Origin of the sequence: Aeromicrobium senzhongii (assembly GCF_014334735.1) — a bacterium.
Lineage (GTDB): Bacteria > Actinomycetota > Actinomycetes > Propionibacteriales > Nocardioidaceae > Aeromicrobium > Aeromicrobium senzhongii.
The window spans coordinates 2,835,202-2,847,886 of sequence record NZ_CP060587.1 but is presented as its reverse complement, the minus strand read 5'-3'; the positions used below and the strand labels follow the sequence as shown (position 1 = coordinate 2,847,886).

At 64.0% G+C, this 12,685-nt stretch carries 3 protein-coding genes and 3 rRNA genes; 4 read left to right on the top strand and 2 right to left on the bottom strand.

The window, feature by feature from the left end; all coding sequences use genetic code 11:
• The first annotated feature begins 130 nt into the window (after nt 1-130).
• The 4 genes from H9L21_RS13965 (at nt 131) to H9L21_RS15560 (ending at nt 6,456) form a co-directional block, all read left to right on the top strand.
• A 16S ribosomal RNA gene (locus tag H9L21_RS13965) occupies nt 131-1,650 on the top strand.
• A gap of 340 nt (nt 1,651-1,990) precedes the next feature.
• Nucleotides 1,991-5,098 (top strand): 23S ribosomal RNA (locus tag H9L21_RS13960).
• Nucleotides 5,099-5,194: 96 nt separating this feature from the next.
• Nucleotides 5,195-5,311: ribosomal RNA gene (gene rrf / locus H9L21_RS13955) — 5S ribosomal RNA — on the top strand.
• Together the 16S, 23S and 5S rRNA genes form the textbook arrangement of a ribosomal RNA operon.
• Nucleotides 5,312-5,403: 92 nt before the next feature.
• The gene (locus H9L21_RS15560) at nt 5,404-6,456 is read left to right on the top strand and encodes a tetratricopeptide repeat protein (protein WP_154596405.1); all 1,053 of its coding nucleotides are present in this window, start codon (nt 5,404-5,406) and stop codon (nt 6,454-6,456) included.
• 69 nt (nt 6,457-6,525) lie between these two features.
• Here H9L21_RS15560 and H9L21_RS13945 read toward each other — a convergent pair whose 3' ends face one another.
• Both H9L21_RS13945 and H9L21_RS13940 read right to left on the bottom strand, forming a co-directional pair.
• Nucleotides 6,526-6,972 carry a DUF3817 domain-containing protein gene (locus H9L21_RS13945; RefSeq protein ID WP_154596406.1) on the bottom strand — a complete coding sequence of 149 codons (447 nt, stop codon included), beginning with the start codon at nt 6,970-6,972 and terminating at the stop codon, nt 6,526-6,528.
• A 57-nt stretch (nt 6,973-7,029) separates the two neighbouring features.
• Nucleotides 7,030-12,546 (bottom strand): VWA domain-containing protein, encoded by a 5,517-nt coding sequence (locus H9L21_RS13940; protein WP_154596407.1) that lies wholly within the window; start codon nt 12,544-12,546, stop codon nt 7,030-7,032.
• Nucleotides 12,547-12,685: the final 139 nt, after the last annotated feature.

Genomic DNA, 12,685 nt, shown 5'->3' with positions numbered 1-12,685 from the left:
GGCCTTAAGTGGTTTGGTTTTCGCGCGGAGCCGCAGGGACAATTCCGACAACTAATGACTGTCAGCAGTCATAACTTGTCAGGAATCAAATTTTCTAGATGTTGACCATGCTTTCGGGTGTGGGAGATTTTCAACGGAGAGTTTGATCCTGGCTCAGGACGAACGCTGGCGGCGTGCTTAACACATGCAAGTCGAGCGGTAAGGCTCCTTCGGGAGTACACGAGCGGCGAACGGGTGAGTAACACGTGAGTAACCTGCCCCATTCATCGGAATAACCAGTGGAAACGCTGGCTAATGCCGAATACGACCACCGAAGGCATCTTCTGGTGGTGGAAAGCTCCGGCGGAATGGGATGGACTCGCGGCCTATCAGCTTGTTGGTGAGGTAATGGCTCACCAAGGCGACGACGGGTAGCCGGCCTGAGAGGGTGACCGGCCACACTGGGACTGAGACACGGCCCAGACTCCTACGGGAGGCAGCAGTGGGGAATATTGGACAATGGGCGAAAGCCTGATCCAGCAACGCCGCGTGAGGGATGACGGCCTTCGGGTTGTAAACCTCTTTCAGCAGGGACGAAGCGAAAGTGACGGTACCTGCAGAAGAAGGACCGGCCAACTACGTGCCAGCAGCCGCGGTAATACGTAGGGTCCGAGCGTTGTCCGGAATTATTGGGCGTAAAGGGCTCGTAGGCGGTTTGTCACGTCGGAAGTGAAAACTCAGGGCTCAACCCTGAGCGTGCTTACGATACGGGCAAACTAGAGGTATGCAGGGGAGAACGGAATTCCTGGTGTAGCGGTGGAATGCGCAGATATCAGGAGGAACACCGGTGGCGAAGGCGGTTCTCTGGGCATTACCTGACGCTGAGGAGCGAAAGCATGGGGAGCGAACAGGATTAGATACCCTGGTAGTCCATGCCGTAAACGTTGGGCGCTAGGTGTGGGGACCTTCCACGGTCTCCGTGCCGCAGCTAACGCATTAAGCGCCCCGCCTGGGGAGTACGGCCGCAAGGCTAAAACTCAAAGGAATTGACGGGGGCCCGCACAAGCGGCGGAGCATGCTGATTAATTCGATGCAACGCGAAGAACCTTACCTGGGTTTGACATATGCCGGAAACGCCTAGAGATAGGCGCCCCCTTGTGGTCGGTATACAGGTGGTGCATGGCTGTCGTCAGCTCGTGTCGTGAGATGTTGGGTTAAGTCCCGCAACGAGCGCAACCCTCGTCCTATGTTGCCAGCACGTAATGGTGGGGACTCATAGGAGACTGCCGGGGTCAACTCGGAGGAAGGTGGGGATGACGTCAAGTCTTCATGCCCCTTATGTCCAGGGCTTCAAGCATGCTACAATGGCCGGTACAATGGGCTGCGAAACCGCGAGGTGGAGCGAATCCCAAAAAGCCGGTCTCAGTTCGGATTGGGGTCTGCAACTCGACCCCATGAAGTCGGAGTCGCTAGTAATCGCAGATCAGCAACGCTGCGGTGAATACGTTCCCGGGCCTTGTACACACCGCCCGTCACGTCATGAAAGTCGGCAACACCCGAAGCCAGTGGCCCAACCGTTTACGGAGGGAGCTGTCGAAGGTGGGGCTGGCGATTGGGACGAAGTCGTAACAAGGTAGCCGTACCGGAAGGTGCGGCTGGATCACCTCCTTTCTAAGGAGCATCTGGCTCCCTCGTGGAGTCCAGGCGGACTCGTTCGTCAGCAAATGTCTGACGCGGTCCAGCTCACTAGTGGACGTCGACTATTTGGCTTGTCGCCGGCGGAACATCGTCAGTACTGCTCCTCTTCGGGGGAGCGTGGAAACTCGGTGGGACACGGCGTCAACTCAGGCACACTGTTGGGTCCTGAGGGATCAGCATCTAATGTTGGATTCCTCGGACCGTACACCCCCACGAACCACATGATTCTTCGGAATGATGTAGGCGTGGAAATTTGTACGGGACCGATCGTATTTTGAGAACTTCACAGTGGACGCGAGCATCTTTGTAGTAATAACAAGCTACTAAGTGCACATGGTGGATGCCTTGGCATCGAGAGCCGATGAAGGACGTTGGAGTCTGCGAAAAGCCCCGGGGAGTTGACAACCGAGCTGTGATCCGGGGGTGTCCGAATGGGGAAACCCACTCAGAGGAAAGTCTGAGTACCTGCGCCTGAACACATAGGGCGTTTGGAGGGAACGTGGGGAAGTGAAACATCTCAGTACCCACAGGAAGAGAAAACAATAGTGATTCCGGTAGTAGTGGCGAGCGAAACCGGACCTAGGCTAAACCTTGGGTGTGTGATAGCCGGCAGGCGTTGCATCCAGGGGGTTGTGGGACCGCACAGATTGTTCTGCCGAGCAGTCAAAGAGTCATAAACCATGAGTGAAGGTGAAACCGACTGGAAAGTCGTGACATAGAGGGTGAGATCCCCGTAACCGTAAGCTCATGGCTCTTGTGCGTCATCCCGAGTAACACCGAACCCCTGAAATTCGGTGTGAATCTGGCGGGACCACCCGCTAAGCCTAAATACTCCTCGATGACCGATAGCGGACTAGTACCGTGAGGGAAAGGTGAAAAGTACCCCGGGAGGGGAGTGAAATAGTACCTGAAACCGTGTGCATACAATCCGTTGGAGCTGTTCCTTAGGGAATTGTGACAGCGTGCCTTTTGAAGAATGAGCCTGCGAGTTAGCGTTGTGTAGCAAGGTTAAGGCGAGTGCCGTAGCCGTAGCGAAAGCGAGTCCGAATAGGGCGCTTGAGTTGCACGATCTAGACCCGAAGCGGAGTGATCTATCCATGGCCAGGTTGAAGCGCGGGTAAGACCGCGTGGAGGACCGAACCCACCTAGGTTAAAAACTGGGGGGATGAGCTGTGGATAGGGGTGAAAGGCCAATCAAACTCCGTGATAGCTGGTTCTCCCCGAAATGCATTTAGGTGCAGCGTCACGCGTTTCTTACCGGAGGTAGAGCACTGGATGGGCTAGGGGGCCTACAAGCTTACTGAACTCAACCAAACTCCGAATGCCGGTAAGTGAGAGCGTGGCAGTGAGACAGTGGGGGATAAGCTCCATTGTCGAGAGGGAAACAGCCCAGACCATCAGCTAAGGTCCCAAAGCGATTGCTAAGTGGAAAAGGATGTGGAGTCGCAGAGACAACCAGGAGGTTGGCTTAGAAGCAGCCACCCTTGAAAGAGTGCGTAATAGCTCACTGGTCAAGTAATTCCGCGCCGACAATTTAGCGGGGCTCAAGCAATCCACCGAAGCTATGGGATTCACACATGAGGTAGGCCTTCGTGGTCCAGCCGTGTGGATCGGTAGGGGAGCGTCGTGTCGCGAGCGAAGCGGCGGGGTAACCCAGCCGTGGATGCGACACGAGTGAGAATGCAGGCATGAGTAGCGAATGAAGAGTGAGAAACTCTTCCACCGAATGACCAAGGGTTCCAGGGTCAAGCTAATCTTCCCTGGGTAAGTCGGGACCTAAGGCGAGGCCGACAGGCGTAGTCGATGGACAACGGGTTGATATTCCCGTACCGGCGTTGAATCGCCCATGCTGAATCCAGTGATGCTAAGTGCCCGAAACCGCACCTTCCGTCTCTTCGGAGACAATGGTGCGGCAGAGCGCATGACCCGATCTGGTAGTAGGCAAGCAATGGTGTGACGCAGGAAGGTAGCTCATCCGTGGCGATGGTAGTCCACGGGTAAGGTCGTAGGACGAGTGATAGGCAAATCCGTCACTCATATGTCTGAGAGCCGATGCCACCCGCTTAGCGGAGTGTGAGTGATCCTATGCTGCCGAGAAAAGCATCTAGCGAGATTCAAAGCCGCCCGTACCCCAAACCGACTCAGGTGGTCAAGTAGAGAATACTAAGGTGATCGAGAGAATCATGGTTAAGGAACTCGGCAAAATGCCCCCGTAACTTCGGGAGAAGGGGGGCCGGATGCGTTATCAGACTTGCTCTGAGAAGCGTTGAAGGCCGCAGAGACCAGGCCCAAGCGACTGTTTACTAAAAACACAGGTCCATGCTAAGTCGAAAGACGCCGTATATGGACTGACTCCTGCCCGGTGCTGGAAGGTTAAGGGGACGTATTAGCGCAAGCGAAGCACAGAACTTAAGCCCCAGTAAACGGCGGTGGTAACTATAACCATCCTAAGGTAGCGAAATTCCTTGTCGGGTAAGTTCCGACCTGCACGAATGGAGTAACGACTTGGGCGCTGTCTCAACCATGAACTCGGCGAAATTGCACTACGAGTAAAGATGCTCGTTACGCGCGGCAGGACGGAAAGACCCCGGGACCTTTACTATAGTTTGGTATTGGTGTTTGGTTCGACTTGTGTAGGATAGGTGGGAGACTGTGAAGCTTGGACGCCAGTTCAGGTGGAGTCAACGTTGAAATACCACTCTGGTCGTACTAGATATCTAACCTAGGTCCGTTATCCGGATCAGGGACAGTGCCTGATGGGTAGTTTAACTGGGGCGGTTGCCTCCTAAAATGTAACGGAGGCGCTCAAAGGTTCCCTCAGCCTGGTTGGCAATCAGGTTTCGAGTGTAAGTGCACAAGGGAGCTTGACTGTGAGAGTGACAGCTCGAGCAGGGACGAAAGTCGGAACTAGTGATCCGGCGCTGGCATGTGGAAGCGGCGTCGCTCAACGGATAAAAGGTACCCCGGGGATAACAGGCTGATCTTCCCCAAGAGTCCATATCGACGGGATGGTTTGGCACCTCGATGTCGGCTCGTCGCATCCTGGGGCCGTAGCAGGTCCCAAGGGTTGGGCTGTTCGCCCATTAAAGCGGCACGCGAGCTGGGTTTAGAACGTCGTGAGACAGTTCGGTCCCTATCCGCCGCGCGCGTAGGAAACTTGAGAAAGGCTGCCCCTAGTACGAGAGGACCGGGGTGGACGAACCTCTGGTGTGCCAGTTGTTCTGCCAAGAGCACGGCTGGTTGGCTACGTTCGGAAGTGATAACCGCTGAAAGCATCTAAGCGGGAAGCATGTTTCAAGATGAGGTTTCCCACTGGTTAACCAGGTAAGGCCCCCAGCAGACCACTGGGTTGATAGGCCGGAAGTAGAAGTGCAGCAATGCATGGAGCTGACCGGTACTAATAGGCCGAGGGCTTGTTTCTTACAAAGTTTGACCGCGTCCACTGTGAGGTTCCCGAGATATGATCGGGAGCCAGACTCGAAAGAGTCACCAAGGCTTGTTGATATCTCTATAGAGTTTCGGCGACCATGGCGAAGGGGAAATACCCGGTAACATTCCGAACCCGGAAGTCAAGCCCTTCAGCGCCGATGGTACTGCACTGGAGACGGTGTGGGAGAGTAGGACGTCGCCGGACAATCATTAGCGCGAGGCCGCTCCCTTTGGGAGCGGCCTTGCTGCATTTGTGCCCCTATCGTGAGGGCACACCTCGCGGAAGGACCCGAGAACATGGCTGAATCACGCAACCCCGCCGGCCGAGGCCGCAACAACAACAGCGGCGGATCCCGCAACGGCTCCAACCGCCCCAACACCAGCGGCTCCCGCAGCGGCGGCACCTCGCGTCCCAGCAGCAGCGGCAGCGGCAGCCGGCCCTCCAGCAGCGGCGGCAAGCCCACTGGCTCCGGCTCACGCCCCACCAGCAGCGGCAGCAGCCGGCCCTCCAACAGCGGCGGCCCCCGCACCCCCGGGTCCGGCGCCCGCCGCAACTCCGACCGACCCGGCACCAACCGCCCCAACGGCGGCCCGCGCTCGACCACCGGCAACCGCCCCACCACCGGCGGCCCCAACCGCGACCGCCGCGCCTCCGGCCCGGACCGCTCCGACGCCCAGAAGACCTACGACGGACCCCCGATCCCCGACGACGTCTCAGCCAAAGACCTCGACAAGTTCGCCCGCCAAGAACTCCAGGGCCTGCCCGACAAACTCGCCGACAAAGTCGCCCGACACCTCGTCATGGCCGGCATCCTGCTCCACGAAGACCCCGAACTGGCCCACAAACACGCCCTCGCCGCCCGCGCCCGCGCCATGCGCGTCGGCCTCGTCCGCGAAGCCACCGGCGAAACCGCCTACGCCCTCGGAAACTGGGCCGAAGCCCTCGCCGAGTTCCGCGCCGCCAAACGCATGACCGGCCGCGGCCACTACGCCCCCATGATGGCCGACGCCGAACGCGCCCTCGGCCGCCCCGAAAAAGCCCTCGAATACGACACCCCCACCACCCGCGCCGCCCTCGACGAAGCCGGCAACACCGAACTCACCATCGTCATCGCCGGCGCCCGCCGCGACCTGGGCCAAACCGACGCCGCCCTCCAACTCCTCGAATCCGAACCCCTCAACACCAAAAGCCGCCACGACTGGATCACCCGCCTGCGCTACGCCTACGCCGACACCCTCGCCGCAGCCGGACGCACCCAAGAAGCCATCACCTGGTTCCACCGCGTCGCCGGCACCGACACCCACGGACTCACCGACGCCCAAGACCGCATCAACCAACTCGAAAACTAGGCGTCCAACGACAAGGACCCTGCATCCCGCCCTCTGGGGCTCGGATGCAGGGTCCTTCGTCGTTGAGGATCAGCTGGTGGGCGGTCCGACGAGCAGGGCCGCACCGGTCAGGACGGCGACCGCCACGAGGCCGACGGCCACGCCCTGGACGGGCTTGCGGACGAGCCAGGCGACAACGGGATCGAGCGTGCCGGCGGGCTGCTCGGTGGTGAGCCGCCAGCGGTCGGGCAGGGCACCGCGGCGCTCGCTCGCGACGTCGAACCAGATCGTGAAGAACGGGGGAACGGCTGCCAGCAGGCCCAGGGTCGTGCGCTTGAGGCTCCACCGGGCATCGATCGCCACGACGACGGTGGTGACGACGTAGGCGACGAAGACCACACCGTGGATCATTCCGCCGATGCGTACTCCCAGCTCGGTCGTGTCGGTGACGTACTTGAGGAACATGCCGGTCAGCAGCAGGGCCCAGGTGATGGCCTCGGCGATGGCGACCGTGCGGAACAGACGACGGGGGGACATGTCTCCATTGTCCCGGGTGGGACAAGCCCTGTGGACGCCCCGCTGGTCACTCGGCCGTCAGCCCTGCGGTCCCTCGTCCTCGCTGCGACGCCGGGCGATCAGGTACGCACCGGCGGCGACGAACAGGAGGGCCGCCGCGGTGATCCAACCGGCAGGACCACCGGCTCCCGGGAGTTCCCCGTACCACGGGCCAGCGGGGTTGGTGTCCCCGTCAGGGCTGAGGGGACCGGGACTCGGGGGAGTGCGCGGGGTGGGCGTCGCGTTGTCGTCATTGGTGATCGTGCAGGTGATGTTCGTGCCGTTGGCCACGGTGAGCAACGGGCCCTCGGGCGGGCGAACCCCCGTGCAGGCCCAGTCGCCGGCGGTGTACCCGGCCGGGCCGTCGGCCTCCGTGAGGTCGTACCGTCCGGCATCGACCGTCGCGTCGGTCACCGCCTCGGTGCCGGTCGTGCCGGAGATCGGCGTCGGTCCGTCAGCCGAGAGCGTCCAGTCGGTCGCCTCGGCCGTGCCGCCGTTGTCGTTCACGACCTCCTTGACCAAGGTGAGCGTGGCGGGCTGGTCGTCGTTCACGATCGTGCACGACACGTCAGCGCCGATCGGAACCGTGACCGTGTTTCCCTCGAGCTCTGCGGCCGTACAGCTCCAGTCGCCGGCGGTGTAGCCGGCCGGGCCGTCGGCCTCCGTGAGGTCGTACGCTCCGACCTGCACCGGGACCCGGGTGACCTCCGCGCTGCCGGTAGCGCCGGTGATCCCCGCCGTCGGACCGTCAGCCGAGAGCGTCCAGTCGGTCGCCTCGGCCGTGCCGCCGTTGTCGTTCACGACGTCCTTGACCAGGGTCAGCGTGGCCTGCCGGTCGCGGTTGACGATCGTGCACGTCACGGCACCACCGTTGGCGACCGTGAGGCTCGCGCCCTCGACCTCTCCGCCCGTACAGCTCCAGTCACCGGCGTCGTAGCCGGCCGGACCGTCGGCCTCCGAGAGGTCGTACTGTCCGGCGTTCACCGTCGCGCCGGTCACCGCCTCAGTGCCGGTCGTGCCGGAAATCGTCGTCGGGCCATCAGCGGTCAGCGTCCATTGGCCGGGCTCGGCCGTGCCGCCGTCGTCGTTCTCGACCTCCTTGACCAAGGTGAGCGTGGCGGGCTGGTCGTCATTGGTGATCGTGCAGGTGGCCGTCTCTCCGTTGGCCAGGATCAGCGAGGACCCCTCCGACGTCCCCCCGGCCCATTCACAGGTCCAGTCGCCGGCGTCGTAGCCGGCCGGACCGTCGGCCTCCGTGAGGATGTACGCTCCGGCGTCCACCGCCGCGCCGGTCACCGCCTCGGAGCCGGTCGTGCCGGAGATCGGCGTCGGACCATCAGCAGTCAGGGTCCAGTCGGTCGCCTCGGCCGTGCCGCCGTTGTCGTTCTGGACCTCCTTGACCAGCGTGAGCGTGGCGGGCTGGTCGTCGTTGGTGATGGTGCAGGTCACGGCACCGCCGTTGGCGACCGTGACGGTCGTGCCCTCGACCGTGGCACCCGTGCAGGTCCAGTCCGAGGCGGTGTAGCCGGCCGGCCCGTCGGCCTCGGACAGGTCATACTGCCCGGCATCGACCGTCGCGCCGGTCACCGCCTCGGAGCCGGTCGTGCCGGAGATCGTCGTCGGGCCGTCAGCAGACAGCGTCCAGGCAGTCGCCTCGGCCGTGCCGCCGTTGTCGTTCACGACGTCCTTGACGAGGGTGAGCGTGGCGGGTTGGTCGTCATTGGTGATCGTGCAGGTCACGTCGGCACCGCTGGCGACCGTGACGGTGATTCCCTCGAGCTCTCCACCGGCACAGCTCCAGTCACCGGGGAGGTACCCGCCCGGACCGCCAGCCTCCGAGAGGTCGTACTGCCCGGCATCGACGGTCGCGCCGGTCACCGCCTCGGAACCGGTCGTGCCGGTGATGAGCGTCGGCCCCTCGGCGGTCAGCGTCCAGGCAGTCGCCTCGGCCGTGCCGCCGTTGTCGTTCTCGACCTCCTTGACCAACGTGAGCGTGGCGGGCTGGTCGTCGTTGGTGATGGTGCAGGTCGCGTCACCGCCGTTGGCGACCGTCACGGTCGTGCCCTCGAGGGTCGCGCCCGTGCAGGTCCAGTCCGAGGCGGTGTAGCCGGCCGGCCCGTCGGCCTCCGACAGGTCGTACGATCCGGCCTCCACCGTCGCGCCGGTCACCGCCTCGGATCCGGTCGTACCGCTGATCGTCGTCGGACCGTCAGCAGTCAGCGTCCACTCCGTCGCCTCGGCCGTGCCGCCGTTGTCGTTCACGACCTCCTTGACCAACGTCAACGCCGCCGGCGCATCGTCATTGGTGATCGTGCACGTCAGGTCCTGGCCCAGACCCACCGACACCGAACCATCCACGACCGGGACGGGACCATCCGGACCGATGCAGACCCAGTCCGAAGCCCCGTAACCCGCAGGCCCGCCCGACTCGGACAGAGCGTACGACCCGACCTCGACGGCACGGCCGGTCACCGCGTCGGTGCCGGTCGTACCGCTGAGCGGCGTCGGACCGTCAGCGGACAGCGTCCAGTCGGTCGGCTCCGCCGTCCCGCCGGCGTTGTTCACCACGTCCTTCACCAACGTCAAGGTGGGCTGCTGTGCCGTGTTCGTGATCGTGCACGTGACGTCGGCGCCGTTGGCCAACGTCAGCGACGTCCCCTCCAGCGTCCCGCCGTCCCCTTCGCAGGTCCAGTCTCCTGCGTCGTAGCCGGCCGGTCCGTCCTCGCTCAGGTCGTAGGTTCCCGAGATCACGTCCTCGTCGGTCACGCCGTTCGCGCCGTTGCCGCTGACCGGGTCCTGGCCGGCGATCCCGTCCGGCGTCGCGGTCAGCGTCCAGTCCGCTGGCTCGTCGGTGGCGCCGGTCTCCCCGGTGTCCACCTGCTTGCGCAACGTCAGCTGCGCCGGGTCGTCGTCGTTCACGAAGGTGCACACCACCGTCTCCCCGGCACCGACCGTCACGGTCCGGATGTCGCGGGTCGCACCATCGGATTCGCAGTTCACCGCGATCAACGTGTATCCGGGGACCCCGGTCTCACCCAGCGCGTACGGGTGGCCCGGTCGCACCTCGTACGTCGTGCCGGCCGTGGTCCCGGGCCCCGAGTAGGTCTCGAGACCTGCCACCGGTGGGTCGTCGCCGGGAGTCGCGCTCAGCGTGAAGTCGCCGGGCTCGGCGGTCCCGCTGCCCTCGTTCACCACGTCCTTGATGAGCGTGAGGCGACCGGTCTGGTTCGTGGCGGTGCACTGCACCCGCTCACCGAACGGCACGGTGACGGCGCCGTTGAGGCCGTCGGCGAAGCCCGGGACCTGCTCGCCGTCGGCATCGATGCGGATGCACGCCCAGGAGCCCGTCGACAACGGATAGGTGTCGGTGGACCGGACGTCGTTCTGGACGTACGTCGGAGGTCCGCCTGCCTCGGCCAGCTGGTACGGAACCAGTGCCGTGACGACCTGATCAGTGACGGCCTCGCTCCCCGCCGTGCCGCTCGGGCCGGGCAGTTGGCCGGCCGGTTCGTCCGGCGCCGGGAGCGCCGAGAGGTCCCACGACGTCGGGGGCTCGGTCCCGACCACGTTCTTGGCGAGCGTCAGTCGGGACTCGCAGTCGACGGTGTTGCGGATGGTCAAGGTGTTGGCACCGGCTGCCAGCGTCCGGTCGGACCCGTCCGGGATCGGGATCGGCGTGACCGCGGCGCCGTTGACCTCGACGATCGCGGGCTCGCCGATCGTGCACAGGTCGGGGTCGATGCTCGACTCTGCGATGACGACGTCCTCGTCCACGGTGACGGTGTCGCCCTCGCTGTAGCCGGGACGTGTGACACCCCAGTCCTGGCGGGAGGCGGCTGCGCCGTCGGGGCCGGTCAGGGTCAGCTCCGCCGTGAGTCCACCGGGCTGGTTGCCGTTCGGGACGGGGGCAGCACCGTTGATGACCCATTCCTTGTCGACGGTGATCGAGGCGGGCGCGACGGCCTGGTTGTAGACGATGCAGCTCACGGGGGCAGAGCTCGGCACATCGACGGTGAAACCGGTCGCACCCGAGTTCGTGACCGGGACAGCCTCCTCGGTGGCAAGGTTGCGACAGACGCCGTTGAACCCGTCGACGGGGAACAGCGCCTCGCCCTCCTGCTCGGTCTCGTTCACCGTGATCGCACCCGTGGTCACGCCACCGCCGAAGGTGATCGGGAAGTTGACGCCGCTGGTGGCATCGGTCGTTGCGCTGGTGGTCGGCAGGCTCACGCCCGGCGTGGTGGTCGCCGCGTCGAACGTCCATCCTGCTCCGCCCGGCGTCGCGTTCGTGATGTCGCCGTCCGGACCGACGATCTGCTTGATCACCGACAGCGACTCTTCGCAGTCGCCGAGGGCGAGCTGTCGGAGGGCGGCTCCCACGGCGTCGTAGTTCGCGACCTGGAAGTAGTCGGCGGTCTCGGCGTTGCTGCCGTCGTAGGCCGTCGGACCGGAGATCGCTCGCAGATTCAGGGCGGTGGCGGGGGTGCTCACGCCGACGCCGACGCCGACGGCCAGAACGCGCGTGCCTTTGGCCTTCAGGGCGTTGGCGGAGAAGACGCCGTTCTCCACCTCGCGGATCCGGCTGAAGTTACCCGGTCCTTGCTGGGGCTGCGAGTAGAAGGTCGGGTCTCCGTCGGTGATCACGACCACGAGGTCGTAGGTGGGGGCAGCCTGTGCCGGAGCCGCGAGCCCTCGGTCCCAGTTCGTTCCGCCGCCGGAGGTCCAGGATTGGTAGCGCGCCTTGAACGTGTCCGCGCCCTGCTGCGTGGCGACCGAGGTGAGTCCGGGGTAGTTCTGCGTCGCCCCGGTGGCCGGCGACACGGTGGAGAACGAGAACAGGGCCAGCCGCGACGGCGTGCCGACGAGGGAGTCGGCGAAGGTGTCCGTCGCCGCCTTGAGGTCCTCGAGCTGCGACGACGTCACCGAGCCAGACAGGTCCTGGACGACCGCCACGTCGAGGCCACAGCTCTGGGTCGGGGCCGGATTGATCCGGGACTGCTGCCACACTCCGCCGGAGGCAGCACGGTTCGTGTTGCCCGTCGCGATCATGAAGTCCGACGTCGAGCTGTAGGTGTTCCCGGCACGGAGCGTCGACCCGGTCCGGAACTCGTACGCCGTGGTCTGCGAGCTCGTCCCGTCGCCGTTGCCCGTCCGGAACGAGGAGTTGACCGAGAATCCCTCCGGCGCGCCGACCTGCACCACCCAGAAACGGCGATCGCAGTTGGCTCCGGAGGTGATGCCGATACACGTGTTGATGGCGCTCGTCTGGGTGTCCGGGACGACGAAGCTGCAGTCACCGTCCCCGTCCGACACGCAGGTCGCCCACGCGTCGGCGACGGGGGTCGTGGGGGCCGTGGTCCCGTTGTAGAGCCGCAGGGTCACGCCGGCCAGGCTCGACACGGCGTTCGTCCCCACGCGGTCGGCGCCGACCTGGACGTTGATGACCGCGTTGTTGCCCGTTGCCGGCGGGACCTCCGCAGGCAGGACTGTCGGTACAGCGCCCATGGGCGGTGCTCCGAGGACAGCCAGCAGCAGCAGCGCCGCTGCGGACGCCATGAAGCGGCCGGTTCGCCTGGTCCAGATTCCCCTGTTGTCCATGTGGATCCCCCGATCCGGACATGCGCGCTCACGCACGTATGAGAACCATGCTGCCCCAGATTGGACGAATGAGCACGGGTCAGCCGAACCGGCGGCC

What these genes read in the sequence shown, in the direction of transcription:
- H9L21_RS15560 (WP_154596405.1), top strand. Translation starts at nt 5,404, where the DNA reads ATGGCTGAATCACGCAACCCCGCCGGCCGAGGCCGCAACAACAACAGC.
- H9L21_RS13940 (WP_154596407.1), bottom strand. Translation starts at nt 12,546, where the DNA reads ATGGCGTCCGCAGCGGCGCTGCTGCTGCTGGCTGTCCTCGGAGCACCG.
- H9L21_RS13945 (WP_154596406.1), bottom strand. Translation starts at nt 6,972, where the DNA reads ATGTCCCCCCGTCGTCTGTTCCGCACGGTCGCCATCGCCGAGGCCATC.